The following is a 16,945-nucleotide window of genomic DNA, read 5'->3' as shown; positions in this document are numbered from 1 at the left end:
AGAGCCGAGCCGATGCTCGGCTGCATCCTCGAAGTCGAGCATGCTCGACTCTACAATCCAGGGTCATCGACTACGGATGCTGATCGTGCGCGCACTGCTGTCCACGGGCTCTCTGCTGCTTGCACTGCTGCCGTTCATCACGGCGAATGCGGCACCTCCCACCTGGCATCCTCCGCAGGGCACCACCGAGTTTCCGTTGTGGCCGCAGGGCAGGGTGATGGCGCCGCCGAAACGGAAGGGCCCCGAGCAGATCAGCGAGGTGACCTCCAACGCCAGCGGCGAACGCTGGATGATGCTGCAGAACGTGGCCGTGCCCACGCTCACCGTGTTTGCGCCGAAGGGGCCGCCCAATGGCACCGCGGTAATGGTGGTGCCCGGCGGAGGCTACCGGGTGCTGGCGATGGACCTGGAAGGCAGCGAGATCTGCGACTGGCTGACCGCGCAGGGCGTCACCTGTGCACTGCTGAAGTACCGCGTGCCCGCGTCCGGCCCGAACTGGGATCCTGAATGCAACTGCCGCGATATTCCGAAGGTGCCGATGGCGCTGCAGGATGCACAGCGTGCAATGGGCCTGCTGCGCGCGCAGGCGCAGCGCTGGTCAATCAATCCGAAGCGGATCGGTGTGATCGGTTTCTCGGCCGGTGGCCATGTCGTGGCCGGATTGAGCACGCATGCGCGGCGCAGCTACGTGCCGCTGGATGCCGCCGATGCACAACCCAGCCGCCCCGATTTCGCGATGGTGATGTATTCCGGGCACCTGTGGGCCGGTCATGGCAAGGGGCTGTCGCTGGTCAAGGACATCGTCGTGGATGCGGCGGTGCCGCCGACCTTCATCGTGCAGGCCAGCGACGACCCGACCGATGACGTGCGCGAATCACTGGCCTACTACCAGGCATTGATCGATGAAGGCGTGCCGGTGGAAATGCACCTGTTCGCCCGTGGCGGCCACGCTTTCGGCCTGCGCCTGAAGAATGCTCCGGTCGCAGCATGGCCGCAGCTGGCCGAGCGCTGGATGCGGGACATCGGCATGCTGCCGGAACAGGCACCGTAGCGTCGAGCTTGCTCGACTTCTTTACCGCGATCCATCCGTCGAGCAAGCTCGACGCTACGATTCGCATGCGGCCGCCACACGCTCGACGCTACGGGGTCAGGGTGCCCTTGGCATATGCCATCAGCGTGGCGATCGCCACCAGCACGATGGCGCCGAACAGCACCCACTCCCAGCGCGTGAACACCGGCTCGCCGCGCTGGCGCCGGGTCAGCGCGAACAGTACGACGCCGGGGACGTACAGCAGCACCGACAGCAGCAGGTTGTCCAGGCCGCCGGCGTACACCAGCCATAGCGCATAGGCGCTGGCCAGCAGCGCGACCACGAAGTCGCGCCAACGCACGCCCGGCTCACCGGCGTAGGCCTGCCCGCGCCAGGCCAGCTGCACGGCGAAGGCGGCGGACAGGAAATAGGGCACCAGGCTCATCGAGGCGGCCAGCAGCACCAGGCCGGTATAGCTTCCCGCATTGAACAGCACCAGCAGCAGGAACAGCTGGATCAGCCCGTTGCTCAGCCACAACGCATTGGCAGGCACGCCGCGCGCATTCTCGCGCCCCAGGAAGGCCGGCATGGTGCCGTCGCCAGCGGCGGCATACAGCACTTCGGCGCACAGCAGCACCCAGGCCAGCAGCGCGCCCAGCACCGAAATGATCGAACCGGCGATGATCACCGTCGCGCCCCATTCGCCGACGATGGCGCGCAGCACGTAGGCCATCGACGGGTTGGGCAGCCCGGCCAGTTCGGCCTGCGACAGCACGCCCATCGACAACAGGCTGACCAGGACCAGCAGCAGCCAGACGCCGAGGAAGCCGATCACCGTGGCACGGCCGACGTCGGCGCGGCGCGCCGCGCGGCGCGAATAGATGCTGGCGCCTTCGATGCCGATGAACACCCACACGGTGACCAGCATCATGCCGCGCAGTTGCTGGCCGAGGTCGCCGAGTGCAGGCGTGCCGAAGAAATCGGCACGGAATACTTCCATGCGGAACGCGCCGGCGGCCAGCACCAGGAACAGCGCGATCGGCAGCAGCTTGGCCACGGTCACCAGGCCGTTGATGATGGCGGCGGTGCGCAGGCCGCGCAGCACCAGCAGGTGCACGGTCCACAGCAGCACCGACGACGCAGCTACCGCAGCGGTCGTGTTGCCTTCGCCGAAGACCGGCAGGAAATGGCCCAGCCCGCTGAAGATCAGCACGAAGAAGCTGGCGTTGCCCAGCACCGAAGCCACCCAGTAGCCCCAGGCCGCGGAAAAGCCGATGTAGTTGCCGAAGCCCTCACGGGCGTAGGCATAGATGCCGGTGTCCAGGTCCGGACGGCGGTTGGCCAGGGCCTGGAACACGAAGGCCAGCATCAGCATGCCGGCACCGCTCAGCGCCCAGCCGATCATCGCAGCGGCCGGGCCGGCACTGCGGGCCACGTTCTGTGGCAGCGAGAAGATGCCCGCACCCACCATCGAACCCACTACCAGTGCGGTCAGTGCGGCCAGGCCGAGACGTTGGGTGGAAGCGGGCATGGGCGGAGCTCCGGTCAGGGACTGCATCATCGCTGTTGCCGCGTGTGTACAAAAGCAAAGGCCCGGGGATGAACCCGGGCCTTTGCAGGTGACGCGCCGCGATGGATCAGCGGAAGGTGTACTTGGCGCCCACGGTGAAGTAACGGCCCAGTGCACCGGAGAAGTGCATCGGGTTGTAGTTCACGCCGCCGTAGGTGGTCGGATCGAGCGGTGCGATGCGGTCGAACACGTTGGCCACCGAGGCATTGAGCTCGAAGGCGTCGGTGATGTTCCAGCGGCCGGACAGATCGAAGGTGGTGAACGAAGAGATCTTCGTCACCGGCGTGCCATCCTCATAGAACGCCTGGTAGTCGCCGCCACGCTTGTCGGTGTTGTCCATCTTGCTGATGTAGTTGGCAACACCGCTCACGCTCCACGCACCCTGCTTCCAGGTGGTGCCGAAGTTGATCTTGTCCTTCGGCGTGCCGATGCAGTTGGTCACGTCGCAGTTGCCGTGCGTGCCGGCATAGTCAACGGTCTCACCGCCTTCGGTGCGCTCGAACTTCAGGATGTGGCTCCACTGCAGGTCCAGCTCCAGCTGGCCCGGGCCCATATCGAAGGTCTGGCGGATATCGGTATCGATACCGCGGACCCGCGACGAACTGGCGTTCACATAGCCGGTGTTGACGGCCAGGATGCTGCCGGAGTTGGGCACGCCACCGATGTTGTTGGAGTCGCGCAGCACGTTGCCGGCGAGGATGGCGGCTGCGGTGTTGCCCTGCACGATCTCGTTGGTGCGCTTGATCTGCCAGGCATCGACGGTCATCGAGGTGGTCGAGGTCGGCTGCAGCACCAGGCCCACCGAGTAGCTCTTGGACTCTTCCGGCTTCAGGTCCTTGTTCGGGCGGGTGATGATCGCGATCGAGCGCGGGGTGCACTCGTCGGCACTGATGGCGCAGCGCACCGGATCGCGGGCGTTGGAGAAGGCAGCCAGGCCACCGTCACCGTTCTCGGCCGGGTTCGGCGCGCGGAAGCCTTCGGCATAGCTGGCGCGCAGTGCGATCCAGTCGGCCGGGGTCCACTTCACGCCCAGCTTCGGCGTGGCCTTGCCTTCACCACTTTCGTACTTGTCGTAACGCACCGCGCCGGACAGTTCCAGCTGTTCCAGCACTGGCGCGGACAACTCGACGTAGCCGGCGTACACGTTCTGGGTGCCGTCGTAGGCCGAGTAGCCCAGGCCGATGATGTCACCCTGGTCGGTGTAGGTCTGCGGGGTCAGGCTGTTGCTGGTCTTGCGCCACTCGGTACCGATGGCCAGGCCCAGCGGGCCACCCTTGAGGTCGGCCAGGCTGCGCGACACGGTGAAGTCGAACATGTCCAGGCTGGACTTGGCGCGCGCGCTGATGGTCGGCGAGATGTAGTCGTACAGTGCCTGCGAGTTCAGGTTGGCGTTGTCGCCGATTCGCCAGGTACCGCCGGCGCAGTTCGGGTTGCCCAGCGCGCACAGCACCGAGCTGTAACGCAGGAAGCCGGTGCGCTTGTTGACCAGGTCGGTGCCCGAATGCAGGTAGGCGGTGTCGTAGCTCCAGTCGCCCCAGTTGCCCTTGGCACCCACCAGGAAGCGGTTGAACTCGTTGGTGTTGTCGGTCACGCGCGGGCCGACGTCCCACGCGCTGTAGCGCAGGCGCGCCGCATACGGCAGCGGGTTGTCCGGATGCCCGGCATAGAGCATCGTCGCGCCGTCACCGCTGCTGGCGTTTCTCGGACCGCCGGGGAAGCCCCAGCCACCGGACACGCTGGAAGGGGTGTTGCTGAAGATGGTTTCCTTCTTCGAGTAGCCGATCTCGGTGTAGATCTCGCCGCCTTCGCCGAAGGCGAACGTGGCGCGGCCGAACACGTTGATGTACTTCTCTTCCGGGGTCAGGTCGCGATACTGCTGCGCCGGATCCCACAGGCAGCCCTGCGCCGCCGAAGAGGCTTCGGTCTGGCCCGGAATGGTGCTCAGGTTGGCGCAGCCCGGCAGGGCGACCAGGTGCGGCGACGGTGCATCATTGTTGAACACCGAGCCGTTCGGGCCGACGCCGCCGTTGGTGCGGCCGCTGAGGTAGGCGCCGCCAAGGAACTGCGCGTCGGTGGCGTCATAGCCCCACTGGCGCGTGTCGCCGGTGCCGATCCACTTGCGGTTCTTGCGGTCGCTGATCTTGATCGCGTCGGACTTGCCGACATCCAGGCTGAAGAATGCGTTCCAGCCATCCTTGGACAGGTCACCGGTACCGGCGGTCAGCGTGGCCTTCTTGGTATCGCCGTCGCTGTCGCCGGACAGGCCGTAGGACGCGCGCAGGATCGCACCTTCGAAGTCGGTGCGCAGGATGATGTTGACCACGCCGGCGATGGCGTCGGAGCCGTAGATCGCCGAGGCGCCATCCTTCAGCACTTCCACGCGCTCGACGGCATCGAGCGGAATGGTGCTGAGGTCGGTGAACACCTTCTGGCCGTCGTCGGCCAGGCCGTAGGTCGCCATGCGGCGGCCATTCAACAGCACCAGCGTCGAGCCGGCACCGAGGCCGCGCAGCGAGATGCCGGCGCCGCCACCGGCGAAGCCGTTGCCGAAGGTCTTGGGAATGGAGCCGGCGCCATCGGCGGTGATCGTCTGCAGGTACTCGGCCAGCGTGGTCTTGCCACTGCGGTCGATTTCCTGGCGGCTCACCACCTGCACCGGGGACGGCGTCTCGGTGTTGGTACGCGGGATGTTGGAGCCGGTGACGGTGATGCGGTCGAGGTTGGTGGCTTGTTCCTGCGCGAAGGCGGAGGAGGAAGCGACGGCGCCGACCAGCAGCAGGGCGCCGCCGGTGAGGATGTGGGTGATGGACGATGCCAGGGTGGTGCGGCGGCGGCTGGCGGGCCGTTGGATCGGGTGTTTCACAGCTTCTCTCCTAACTGGAAAACCGTAGCGTTGAGGGCTGTCGCCGGATCAGTACCGGGACGCGCCAATCTAGGTTTCCAGCGAGTGACGACGCCGTGAAATTTTGCTTAATCGGTAACATCTGGACGGGAAAGACCCGCCGCGCTCGCGGTCGGGGGCCGGCCCGGGTCCTGCCGGGCCGGCCACCGGGTCAGTCGGGCAGGGAGAACTGCACCGGCACCAGGCCGATGGCCGGAACCGCCGCGCCGTCACGCAGGGCAGGCTCGAAACGCCAGTGCCGCAGCACCTGCTGGCGGGCGGCCTGGTCCAGCGTGCGCGAACCACTGCTGCGCTCGATGCTCACCGCGACCGGCTGGCCGCGGTCGTCCACCTCCACCCGCAGCAGCACCGTGCCCTGCTCGTGATTGCGCAGGGCCGGGATCGGGTAGGCCGGCGGCGGGGCGCTGAGGTACTGCAGCTGGGCGCCGGGCATGGGGGTCGAACGGTCGATGGTCGGCGCCGGCGGCACCGGCGCGGATTCGGCCGCGGGGGCGACGATGCCCTGCGCTTCCTCCAGCCTGGCCGTCGGCGGCGGCAGCGGCGTGGTTTCCCTTGGCGCCGTCTGCTGCTTCGGCACCACGTCCACGTGTTCCGGCGCGGTGGGCGGCGCGGGCGGCGGCGGCAACTCCCTGGGAATCAGCCGCACCGTGGTTTCGTCGCGCGGCAGCGCCGTGATGGCCTGGTAGGTGGCCGGGATCAGCAGCAACAGGAATGCGAGCAGATGCAGGGCGATGGCCGCGCTCCAGGCGGCAACGCGGGCGGGGTCGAAATGCGCGGATGCAACGGGATACGTACGAACCATGGTCCACCTCCATGCCAGTGACGAAGTCCTCAACGCACCAGGGCCCGTGGCGGGGTCGCCGCACGCGGCTGGCAGTGCATCAGTAGCGCGGCGCAACGGCTACTGCCTAGAGGCAGGGTCCGAATCGTTGGGCTGGCCTTCAGCCAGCGCCGCCGACAGGCATGAAAAAGGCGGGCCCGCTGCGGGACCCGCCTCTGTCTAAAGACCAGAACGCGATCAGCGCCCCAGTTCGAACACCACGTCCAGATTGACCGACACGGTGGATTCGCCGGGGGCAACCGGGGTGGCCTTGTCCATCGCTGCGCCGGCGGCCATGGTGCGCATCATCGGCATCGGTCGATAACCGCCGCCGGCATTCTCGGAGATGCTGACGATGCGGCGCACCTGCAGGCCCAGCGACTTGGCATAGGTCTGGGCACGGGCCTGGGCCTTCTTCAGCGCGGCCAGGCGGGCTTCGTCATACACCGGTTCGGGCTGGTCGATCTCGAAGCTGGGGCCGTTGATCTGGTTGGCGCCCTGCGCGGCCAGTGCGTCGAGCACCTTGCCGAGCTTGGCGATGTCACGCACCTTCAGGCTGACCGTGTTGCTGGCCTGGTAGCCGGTGATTTTCGGCGCTTCGTTGTCGGCATAGCGGTACTGCGGGTTGAGGCTGACGCCGCTGGTCTGCACGTCGCGCTCGGCGATGCCGGCGGCCTTGATCGCGGCCAGCACCTTGTCCATCTGCTGGGCGTTCTGGCGCATCGCGCTGTTGCCGTCGGCGGCCTGGGTGACCACGCCGGCCGACAGGGTGGCCACGTCCGGCACGCGGGTGGCTTCGGCGTTGGCCGAGACGTTCAGCAGGGTGCCTTCGGCCGGGGCGGCGATCGACGGCGACGACGGAGCGGCATGGGCGGTCATCGAGGTTCCAAGGGCGAGGGACAGGGCAAGCAGCAGCGGGGTGGCAGTCAGGCGCATGGGATCTCCTTGTTGTGCGGTGAGGGTGGTGTCGTAGCGATGAACGCGCTGTGAGCCCGTGCGGGGTTGAACGCATTCCGGAACGGGTTGCCGACGATTCAGGTGGCGGCCTCAGGTTATGCTGTGCCGATGCTCTATCTTGCTTCCCGCTCCCCCCGACGCAACCAGCTGCTGGCCCGACTCGGACGCCCCTTCCAGGCCCTGGACCTGGAGGTCGTCGAGCAGCGCGCGGCGACTGAAAGCGCCGAACACTATGTCTGCCGGGTCGCCGCCGACAAGGCGCGTGCCGGGCTGGCGCGGGTGCGGGCTGACGACCCGCAGGCGCGGGTGCTGGGCTCGGACACCGAAGTGGTGCTGGACGGTGAAGTGTTCGGCAAGCCGGCCGATGCGGCCGATGCGCGCGCGATGCTGGCACGCCTGGCCGGCCGTACCCACCAGGTGATGACGGCAGTGGTGGTGGTCGGCGCCGACGGCGAGGACACCGAGCTGGTCATTTCCGAGGTGACCTTCGCCCCGATCGCTGCGGCCGACATCGCCGCCTACGTGGCCACCGGCGAACCGCTGGACAAGGCCGGCGCCTACGCCATCCAGGGCGGGGCCGAGCGCTGGATCGAACACCTTTCCGGCAGCTACTCCGGCGTGATGGGGCTGCCGCTGCTGCACACCGATCGTCTGCTGGCACGTTGCGGCGTGCCGGCTCCTACTGCCGATGCCGCCAGGGAGGCTGCCGATGTCTGAAGAAATCCTGGTCAATGTGACCCCGCGCGAGACCCGGGTCGCGGTGATCGAAAATGGCATGCTGCAGGAACTGCACATCGAGCGCGGCTGGCGCCGTGGCGTGGTCGGCAACATCTACCGGGGCAAGGTGCAGCGGGTCATGCCAGGCATGCAGGCGGCCTTCGTCGAAGTCGGGTTGGAACGCGCGGCGTTCCTGCACGCCAACGATGTGGTGCGTCCGGCACCGGTGGCCAGTGCCGATACCGAGAACACCACCCTGCCGCCGCCGGCCAGCGTGCCGATCGTCGAGCTGCTGCGCGACGGCCAGGACATCGTGGTGCAGGTGGTGAAGGACCCGATCGGCACCAAGGGCGCGCGGCTGACCACGCAGATCAGCATTCCCTCGCGCTACATGGTGCTGCTGCCGCAGTCGAAGGTGGTGGGGGTGTCGGCGCGCATCGAGGATGAAACCGAACGCGCGCGGCTGAAGGCGCTGGTGACCGAACTGTCGGCACAGCACGGTGGCTACGGCTACATCGTGCGCACCAATGCCGAAGGCCAGCCGGCCGAGGCCATCGCCGAGGACATCGCCTACCTGTCGCGGGTATGGAACGTGGTCGAGCGCCGCGGCCGCGAAGCGCCGCCGTGCAGCATCATCTATGAAGACCTGAGCCTGCCGCTGCGTTCGGTACGCGACCTGATCCGCAAGGACGTGGACAAGGTGAAGGTGGACTCGAAGGAGACCTTTGCCCAGCTGCAGGCCTTCGTTGCCAAGTACATGCCGGTGCTGGCCGAGAAGATCGAGCTGTATTCCGGCGACCGCCCGATCTTCGACATGTTCGGCGTGGAAGACGAGATCGGCCGCGCGCTGGACAAGCAGGTACCGCTGAAGTCCGGCGGCTACCTGGTGATCGACCAGACCGAGGCGATGACCACCATCGATGTGAACACCGGTTCGTTCCTCGGCCAGCGCAATCTGGAAGAGACGGTGTTCCGCACCAACCTGGAAGCGGCACAGGCGGTGGCCCGACAGCTGCGCCTGCGCAACCTGGGCGGCATCATCATCATCGACTTCATCGACATGGACGATGCCGAGCATCGCCGCCAGGTGCTGCGGACCCTGGAAAAGGCGCTGGCCCGCGACCATGCCAAGACCACGGTTTATGACTTCTCGCCGCTGGGCCTGGTGGAGATGACGCGCAAGCGCACGGTCGAAAGCCTGGAGCGCCAGCTGTCGGAAACCTGCCCGCAGTGCAGCGGCCGTGGCAGCATCAAGACCACCGAGACGGTCACCTACGAGATCTTCCGCGAGATCACCCGTGCGGTGCGCCAGTTCGATGCGGCGCGCCTGCTGGTGATCGCTTCGACCAAGGTGGTCGCGCGCATCACCGACGAGGAGTCCTCGGCGGTGGCCGAGCTGGAGGAATTCCTCGGCAAGAGCATCCGCTTCCAGGCGGACGAGCAGTACCTGCAGGAGCAGTTCGATGTCGTTCTGCTCTGATCCTCGCCGGCTGCAGGCCGGCGGTGGCCGATGAGCGCGCCACCGCGCCTGCGACTGCGAAGGATCCGCCGTCATTTCATTGCCGCCTGTGCGGTGGGCCTGGTTGGGCTCGCACTGCTGGTGGGCACGCTCAGCCAGCTGTTGCCGCTGGCCGAGCGCCATCCCGGGACGATTGCCGCCTGGCTGAGCGAGCGCGCCGGCCAGCCGGTGCGTTTTGACCAGCTGCAGACCGCCTGGACCCGGCGCGGCCCGCTGCTGCAGCTGAAGGGCCTGCGCATCGGCGCCGGCCAGGGCCTGGCCATCGGCGAGGCCGAGGTGCTGGTGTCGATGTACAGCGGGCTGCTGCCCGGGCGCTCGCTGACCGAGCTGCGCCTGCGTGGCCTGGCGTTGGACCTGCAACAGGACCAGGACGGTCGCTGGTCGGTGCGTGGGCTGCCGCAGTCCAGCAGCGGGGGTGACCCGCTGGATGCACTGCGCCGGCTCGGCGAACTGCAGGTGATCGAGGGCCGCCTGGGCGTGCACGCGCCGCAGCTGGGCATCGATGCCACCTTGCCGCGCATCGACCTGCGCCTGCGGGTCAATGGCGACCGCCTGCGGGTGGGCGTACGTGCGTGGGCGCAGGCGGACGCCCTGCCGCTGACCGCAGTGCTGGACGTGGACCGCCGCCATGGCAACGGCCAGGCCTGGCTGGGTGCCGATCCTGTTGATTTCCATGCCTGGTCGCCACTGCTGGCGGCCGGCGGCGTGCGCCTGCGCGAAGGCAAGGGCGAATTGAACCTGTGGCTGACCCTGCGCGACTTCGCGCCGGTGGCGCTGACCACCGACTCGGACCTGCGCGAGGTGCGCGTACAGGGCGCTGCGATGGCCGGTGTGGCGGCCCCGCAGCTGCAGCTGCAGCGCGTGCAGGCGCGACTGCGCTGGCAGCGCCAGGCCGAGGGCTGGGCATTGCAGGTGCCGCGCCTGCGCCTGACCACGGACGAGGGCGAGCAGCGGCTTGATGGCCTGCAGGTGCAGGTGGGCAGGCAGCTGCGGGTGAGCGCCGCGGCGGCACAGGCGGGGACCGCATTGCGTGGTCTGGCCCTGAGCGATCGCCTGCCGGCGGATCTGCGTCGCTGGCTGTTCCTGTCCCGGCCACAGCTGGAGGTCGCTGAGCTGCAGCTGGCCGGCGAACGCGACGGCCCGTTGTGGGCGCAGGGTGAACTGCAGTCGCTGGGCTTTGCCAGCGTGGGCGGTTCCCCGGGCGTGCGCGGCCTGGGCGGCCGTTTCGAGGGCGATGCCAATGGTTTCAGCCTGCAGCTGCAACCGCAGCGCCAGCTGCAGTTCGATTGGCCAACGGGCTTTGGCGTACGCCACGACCTGCACCTGGCGGGGCAGGTGGTGGGCTGGCGCGACGAAGGCGGTGGCTGGCGCATCGGAACGCCGGCGATGCGCGTGCAAGGCACCGATTACGCCGCCGATGTGCGCGGTGGGGTCTGGTTCCAGGGCGATGGCACGCGGCCGTGGCTGCAGCTGGCGGCCAAGCTGGACGACGTGCCGATGACCGCGGCCAAGCGCTTCTGGATCCATTCCAAGATGAGCAAGGGCGCTACCGACTGGCTGGACATGGCGCTGGCCGGCGGCCAGGTACGCGGCGGTGTCGGCCTGGTCACCGGTGACCTGGACGACTGGCCGTTCGACAACCACGATGGCCGCTTCGAGGCCACCGGCCACATCACCCAGGGTGAGATCCGCTTCCAGCACGACTGGCCGTTGATGAGCCAGGTCGATGCCGATATCGCCTTCATCGGCCCCGGCTTCGACATGCGCGGACGCGGTGATCTGGCCGGGGTGGCCGTGCAGACCTTCGAAGCGGGCATTGCCGACTTCGGCCAGCAGCCCCTGTATGTGCGCGCCGACGCGAAGAGCGAGGCCGGGAAGCTGCTGGCGATGCTGCGGCAAAGCCCGCTGCACAAGGACTACGGCGACACCCTGGACAATCTCAGCGCTGCCGGCCCTGCGCACGTGACGTTCGATCTGCTGCAGCCGCTGCACCACGATGAAGGGGGCGGCCATCTGCAGGGCACGGTCGATCTGGCCGGCGTGAAGCTGGTCGACAAGCGCTTCCAGCTGGCCTTCGACAACATGCACGGGCAGGCGCGCTACAGCAATGGCGGTTTCGATGCCGAGGAACTGTCGGTGCGGCATCTCGGCCAGGACGGCCGCCTGAGCCTGCGTGCCGGTGGCTACGTGCGTGACAGCAGGCTGGCCTTCGAATCGCAGCTGTCGGCCCATCTCGATGCCGGGGTGTTGATCGACCGCGCGCCGGAAATGGCCTGGCTCAAGCCCTATATCAACGGCACCTCGGCCTGGACCATCGCGGTGAACCTGCCCAAGGTGGCGCCGGGGGCGCCGGCCCCGCCCAGCGAGCTGCGGTTGAGTTCGGATCTGGTCGGGACCCGCCTGGACCTGCCGGCACCGCTGGACAAGCCGGCCATCGAGCCGCTGGCGACCACGGTGGCCGCGCAGCTGCCGATGGGCGCCGGCCGCATCGACGTGGCGTTCGGCCAGCGCCTGGCCCTGGCCGCGCGCAGCCACAACAACCAGACCGGCGTACAGGTCACGCTCGGCAGCGACCGTGTCGACCGCGAGCCGCCGCCGAGCGGGCTGACGGTCAATGGCCGCAGCCCGACCCTGGACGCACTGGAGTGGATCGGCCTGGCACGCGGCGGCAGCGACGATGATGCGATGCCGCTGCGCGCAGTGGACGTGCAGGTCGGCCAGCTGAAGCTGATCGGCGGCGTGTTCGAGCAGACCCGCTTGCAGCTGCGCCCAGGCGCGCAGGCACTGGACGTGCGTCTGGATGGCCCTTCGCTGGCTGGCCGCCTGACCGTGCCCAACGCCGAAGGCGGCACCATCAGTGGCCAGCTCGACCGCGTGCACTGGCAATCGCTGCCGGCGGCACCGGGGGCGACGCCGGCACCGGCGCGGGTGCAGGCCGGTGCCAATGACATGGACCCGGCAAAGCTGCCACCGTTCGCGCTGGACATTGCCGACCTGAAGTTCGGCAAGGTGGTGCTGGGCCAGGCGGTGCTGCGCACGCGGCCGCTGGCCAACGGCCTGAACGTGGACGAGCTGCGCTTCCGTGCGCCGGACCAGGAAATCGACATCAGCGGCCGCTGGCTGGGCCGCAGCGGCGGTGCCCGCACCGAACTGACCGCGCAGGTGCGCAGTGAAGACCTGGGCGGGCTGATGCAGAACCTCGACTATGGTGGCCAGTTGCGCGGGGGGGCCGGCCAGGCGCAGCTGCAGGCCTCCTGGAGTGGCGGCCCGTCGGACTTCCAGCTGGCCAATCTGCAGGGCAGCCTGGACCTGCATGCACGCAACGGCCAGCTGCTGGAGCTGGAACCGGGCGCCGGCCGCGTCCTGGGCCTGCTGAGCGTCACCCAGCTGCCGCGCCGCCTGATGTTCGACTTCCGCGACTTCTTCTCCAAGGGCTTCGCGTTCAACCAGATTGACGGCCGCATGCAGTTCGGCCAGGGCATGGCGCGCACCGACAAGGTGCTGATCGAAGGCCCGGCGGCGAACATCACCATCCGCGGCCAGGCCGACCTGCGCAACCAGCAGTTCGACCAGACCATCGACGTCAACCCGCGCGCCGGCAACCTGCTGACCGTGGTTGGCGCGGTGGCCGGTGGCCCGGTGGGGGCGGCGCTCGGCGCGGCCACCAATGCGGTATTGTCCAAACCGCTGGGCGAGATTGGCGCCCGTACCTACAAGGTGACCGGTCCATGGAAGGAGCCGAAGGTGGAAGTGATCGAACGCAGCCGAGACAAGACCCCGCCAGCGCCCGGACCGGCGCCGGCACCGGCCATTCCGCCCACCGTCACCGACCTGCCGCGCTCGCGCTGAGCCCGGCCTTCCGTCCACGGGGTTGCCTGAGCGCCCCCGCATCCCCAGATCGAGACCATGACTGATATCGCCCTGACGCTTGCCCAAGACCGCCTGCTGCGCCCCGGTGGCCTGGATACCGCCGGCCTGGAGCGCGCCTTCGGCCAGTTGCTCGGCCCGGGTGTCGACTTCGGCGACCTCTATTTCCAGCACGCCCGGCGCGAGAGCTGGAGCGTGGAAGACGGCATCGTCAAGGACGGCGCCCATTCCATCGAGCAGGGCGTGGGCGTACGCGCCATCGCCGGTGAAAAGACCGGTTTCGCCTATTCCGATGACATCCACGCCGACGCACTGCTGACGGCGGCGCAGTCGGCACGTGCGATCTCGCGCGAAGGCGGGGCCCAGTCGGGGCGCTCGCTGGTGCGCGGCACCGCGCGCGCGCTGTACCCGGCGCTGGACCCGATCGACGGCATCGGCAACGAGGCCAAGGTCGAGGTGCTCAAGCGCCTGGACGGTTACCTGCGTGCCGCCGATCCGCGGGTGAAGCAGGTGATGGTCAGCCTGTCCGGCGGCGTCGACACCGTGCTGATCGCCCGCAGCGATGGCGTGCTGGGTGCCGATGTGCGCCCGCTGGTGCGCCTGAACGTGCAGGTGATCGTCGAACACAACGGGCGCCGCGAGTCCGGCTACTCCGGTGGCGGTGGCCGCTTCGGCTACGACGAACTGTTCGCCGGCGGCCGCCCCGAAGCGCTGGCCCGCGAGGCGCTGCGCCAGGCGCTGGTGAATCTGGAGGCCGTGCCGGCCCCGGCCGGAGTGATGCCGGTGGTGCTGGGCCCGGGCTGGCCTGGCGTGCTGCTGCACGAAGCTGTCGGCCATGGCCTGGAAGGTGACTTCAACCGCAAGGGCACCAGCGTCTATGCCGGGCGCATCGGCGAACGCGTGGCGGCGCCGGGGGTGACCATCGTCGACGACGGCACCCTCGACGGGCGCCGCGGCTCGTTGAACATCGACGATGAAGGCCATCCGACCCAGTGCACCACGTTGATCGAGGACGGCATCCTGGTCGGCTACATGCAGGACAGCCTCAATGCGCGGTTGATGGGCATGGCGCCCACCGGCAACGCACGTCGTGAATCCTTCGCGCACCTGACCATGCCACGCATGACCAACACCTACATGCGCGCCGGACAGCACGATCCGCAGGAGATGATCCGTTCGGTGAAGAAGGGCCTGTACGCGGTGAACTTCGGTGGCGGCCAGGTCGACATCACCAGCGGCAAGTACGTGTTCTCGGCCACCGAGGCCTACCTGATCGAGGATGGCCGCATCACCGCGCCGGTGAAGGGCGCGACGCTGATCGGCAACGGCCCGGAAACCATGCAGAAGGTGCGCATGATCGGCAACGACCTCGCCCTCGATGAGGGCGTGGGCGTCTGTGGCAAGGACGGGCAGAGCGTGCCCGTGGGTGTCGGCCAGCCCTCGCTGTTGATCGAGGGCATCACCGTCGGCGGTACCCAGGCCTGAGCCGGGCCATGGCCGCGGCCCGCGCCCTGGCCGACATGGACTCAGTCCGTGTCGGCGTCGTCGACCGTGTCGTCGGCGTCGTCGCCGCCGGCCGTCTTCAGGCCCAGCGCGGCCGGCAGCATCAGCCCGCGCAGCACCTGGTAGATCTCGCGGTAGGCGCGCGGCGGCTTGTTCTTCGCCTTTTCGGCCTGGGCGTTGCGTACCAGCGTGCGCAGCTGCTGGCGGTCGGCCTGCGGGTAGTCGTCCAGCAGCGCGGCCAGCGCCGTGTCACCGTCGGCCAGCAGGCGCTCGCGCCAGTCTTCCACGCGGTGCATCATCGCCACCTCGCGGCGGCCGGTTTCACTGTTGGCGTCCAGCGCATCGCGGATCGCCTCCAGCGTGGCCTCGTCCTCGCGGCGCATGTGCTTGGCCAGGAACGCCAGCTGCCGCTTGTGGGCGATGTGCGCGGTGATCCGCTTGCACTCGGCGATATGCGGCAGCAGGTCCTCCGGAATCGGCAGGCGCGCCAGCTGGGCCGGGGTCAGCGACACCAGCTTCTCACCCAGGGCCAGTACTTCCAGGGCTTCGCCGCGCTTCTGCTTGCGGCTCTTGTCAAGGAATTCACCGGTTTCTTCGTCGCGTCCGCGCATCGTCCACACCTGCTTTCAAAAAAAGTCGCCCGGCGTGATGCCGGGCCCAACCTGCACAGGATAAAGCATTGAACGTGATCGCCCCTGAAGTCGCCGTCGGTGACGACAGCCCGGCCCGCCTGGAACGGCTGGCCGACCTTTCCCAGCAGCTGCTCGACCGCGCCCGCGCGCTGGGCGCCAGCCAGGCCGAAGTCAGCTGCAGCGAGGACCGCGGCCTGGATGTCAACGTCCGCCTGGGTGAGGTGGAGACCGTGCAGTCCACCCGCGACCGCGGTATCGCCGTGACCGTCTATTTCGGCCAGCGCAAGGGCAGTGCCAGCACCGGAGACCTGAACGAGAGCAGCCTGGCGGCCACCGTCGAGCAGGCCTGCGCGATCGCCCGGCATACCGAGGACGACCCTGCCGCCGGCCTGGCCGAGGCCGCATTGATGGCCACCCACTTCCCGGAACTGGACAGTTGGCACCCGTGGGCGCTGCAGGCCGATGAGGCGGTGGACCTGGCGCTGGCGTGCGAGAACGCCGGGCGCGAGGCCGACGCACAGATCCGCAACTCCGACGGCGCCTCGGTGTCGAGCATGCAGAGCCTGTCGGTGTACGCCAATTCGCATGGCTTCATCGGCCGCGAGCGCGGCACCCATCATTCGATCGGCTGTGCGCTGATCGCCGGCCAGGGGGATGGCATGCAGCGCGACGGCTGGTACACCAGCGCGCTGGCCCGCGAGGACCTGGAGGACGTGGGCCGGGTCGGCCGCCAGGCCGCCGAGCGCACCGTGGCCCGCCTGCAGCCGCGCTCGCTGGCGACCGGCAGCATGCCGGTGCTGTTTGCCCCGGAAGTGGCGCGCAGCCTGGTGGGACACCTGCTGACGGCCGTGTCCGGCGGTGCGTTGTACCGCCAGGCCAGCTTCCTGCTGGACAGCGTCGGCCAGCGCCTGTTCCCCGAGTGGATGCAGATCGACGAACTGCCGCACCTGCGCCGCGGCCTGCGTTCGGCGGCCTTCGATGGTGATGGCGTGGCCACCCGCGCCTCGGCGCTGGTGCGTGACGGCGTGCTGCAGCGCTACGTGCTGGGCAGCTACTCGGCGCGCAAGCTGGGCCTGCAGACCACCGCCAATGCCGGCGGCGTGCACAACCTGCAGCTGGCGGCCAATGCCGGCTCGCTGCACGAGATCGCCGCCCGGATGGGCAGCGGCCTGCTGGTGACCGAGCTGATGGGGCAGGGCGTGAACGGGGTGACCGGCGACTATTCGCGCGGTGCCGGCGGCTTCCGTGTCGAGAACGGCGAGATCCAGTACCCGGTGGACGGCATCACCATCGCCGGCAATCTGCGCGAGATGTTCAGCAGCATCGAGGCGGTTGGCAGCGACGTCGACCCCCGCTCGCACATCCGGACCGGCTCGATCCTGCTTGGACGAATGACCATCGCCGGTAATGATTGATGGCGTTGATGCC

General features: G+C 68.5%; 11 protein-coding genes. 6 read left to right on the top strand and 5 right to left on the bottom strand.

Annotated features, from left to right (window positions below; translation table 11 throughout):
- The first annotated feature begins 40 nt into the window (after nucleotides 1–40).
- Nucleotides 41–1,051, top strand: coding sequence for an alpha/beta hydrolase (locus AC5YGJ_RS08590; RefSeq protein WP_496186276.1), 1,011 nt, complete (start codon nucleotides 41–43; stop codon nucleotides 1,049–1,051).
- A gap of 88 nt (nucleotides 1,052–1,139) precedes the next feature.
- On the opposite strand, the gene AC5YGJ_RS08585 is transcribed toward AC5YGJ_RS08590, so the two are convergent.
- The 4 genes from AC5YGJ_RS08585 to AC5YGJ_RS08570 form a co-directional block, all read right to left on the bottom strand.
- The gene (locus tag AC5YGJ_RS08585) at nucleotides 1,140–2,561 is read right to left on the bottom strand and encodes a basic amino acid/polyamine antiporter (protein ID WP_496186275.1); all 1,422 of its coding nucleotides are present in this window, start codon (nucleotides 2,559–2,561) and stop codon (nucleotides 1,140–1,142) included.
- A gap of 106 nt (nucleotides 2,562–2,667) precedes the next feature.
- Nucleotides 2,668–5,463, bottom strand: a complete 2,796-nt coding sequence (locus tag AC5YGJ_RS08580; RefSeq protein WP_249843287.1) for a TonB-dependent receptor — start codon at nucleotides 5,461–5,463, stop codon at nucleotides 2,668–2,670.
- 190 nt (nucleotides 5,464–5,653) lie between these two features.
- Nucleotides 5,654–6,304: an energy transducer TonB gene (locus AC5YGJ_RS08575; RefSeq protein ID WP_496186274.1), complete on the bottom strand. Its 651-nt coding sequence runs from the start codon at nucleotides 6,302–6,304 to the stop codon at nucleotides 5,654–5,656.
- Between the two features lie 216 nt (nucleotides 6,305–6,520).
- Nucleotides 6,521–7,258 (bottom strand): SIMPL domain-containing protein, encoded by a 738-nt coding sequence (locus AC5YGJ_RS08570; protein ID WP_309334499.1) that lies wholly within the window; start codon nucleotides 7,256–7,258, stop codon nucleotides 6,521–6,523.
- 129 nt (nucleotides 7,259–7,387) lie between these two features.
- On the opposite strand from AC5YGJ_RS08570, the gene AC5YGJ_RS08565 reads away from it, so the two are divergent.
- The 4 genes from AC5YGJ_RS08565 to tldD are packed head-to-tail and all read left to right on the top strand — an operon-like array spanning nucleotide 7,388 to nucleotide 14,867.
- Nucleotides 7,388–7,996: a Maf family nucleotide pyrophosphatase gene (locus AC5YGJ_RS08565; protein WP_107231117.1), complete on the top strand. Its 609-nt coding sequence runs from the start codon at nucleotides 7,388–7,390 to the stop codon at nucleotides 7,994–7,996.
- The gene (gene rng / locus AC5YGJ_RS08560) at nucleotides 7,989–9,476 is read left to right on the top strand and encodes a ribonuclease G (protein WP_409460311.1); all 1,488 of its coding nucleotides are present in this window, start codon (nucleotides 7,989–7,991) and stop codon (nucleotides 9,474–9,476) included. The genes AC5YGJ_RS08565 and rng overlap by 8 nt, the downstream gene beginning before the upstream one ends.
- A gap of 30 nt (nucleotides 9,477–9,506) precedes the next feature.
- Entirely contained in the window at nucleotides 9,507–13,364 is a 3,858-nt protein-coding gene (locus AC5YGJ_RS08555; protein ID WP_496186273.1) for a YhdP family protein, read from the top strand.
- 57 nt (nucleotides 13,365–13,421) lie between these two features.
- Nucleotides 13,422–14,867, top strand: a complete 1,446-nt coding sequence (gene tldD / locus AC5YGJ_RS08550) for a metalloprotease TldD (RefSeq protein ID WP_496186272.1) — start codon at nucleotides 13,422–13,424, stop codon at nucleotides 14,865–14,867.
- A 41-nt stretch (nucleotides 14,868–14,908) separates the two neighbouring features.
- Here tldD and yjgA read toward each other — a convergent pair whose 3' ends face one another.
- On the bottom strand, nucleotides 14,909–15,496 hold the full coding sequence (yjgA, locus tag AC5YGJ_RS08545; protein WP_475287802.1) for a ribosome biogenesis factor YjgA: 588 nt from the start codon (nucleotides 15,494–15,496) through the stop codon (nucleotides 14,909–14,911).
- 68 nt (nucleotides 15,497–15,564) lie between these two features.
- Here yjgA and pmbA point away from each other — a divergent pair, with 68 nt between their 5' ends.
- Nucleotides 15,565–16,932, top strand: coding sequence for a metalloprotease PmbA (pmbA, locus tag AC5YGJ_RS08540; RefSeq protein ID WP_249843293.1), 1,368 nt, complete (start codon nucleotides 15,565–15,567; stop codon nucleotides 16,930–16,932).
- Nucleotides 16,933–16,945 lie beyond the last annotated feature (13 nt).

Source organism: Stenotrophomonas sp. CS3K5, from assembly GCF_059515225.1.
Note: the sequence above shows the minus strand (reverse complement) of the source record. Positions and strands in the feature narration are given on the sequence as shown.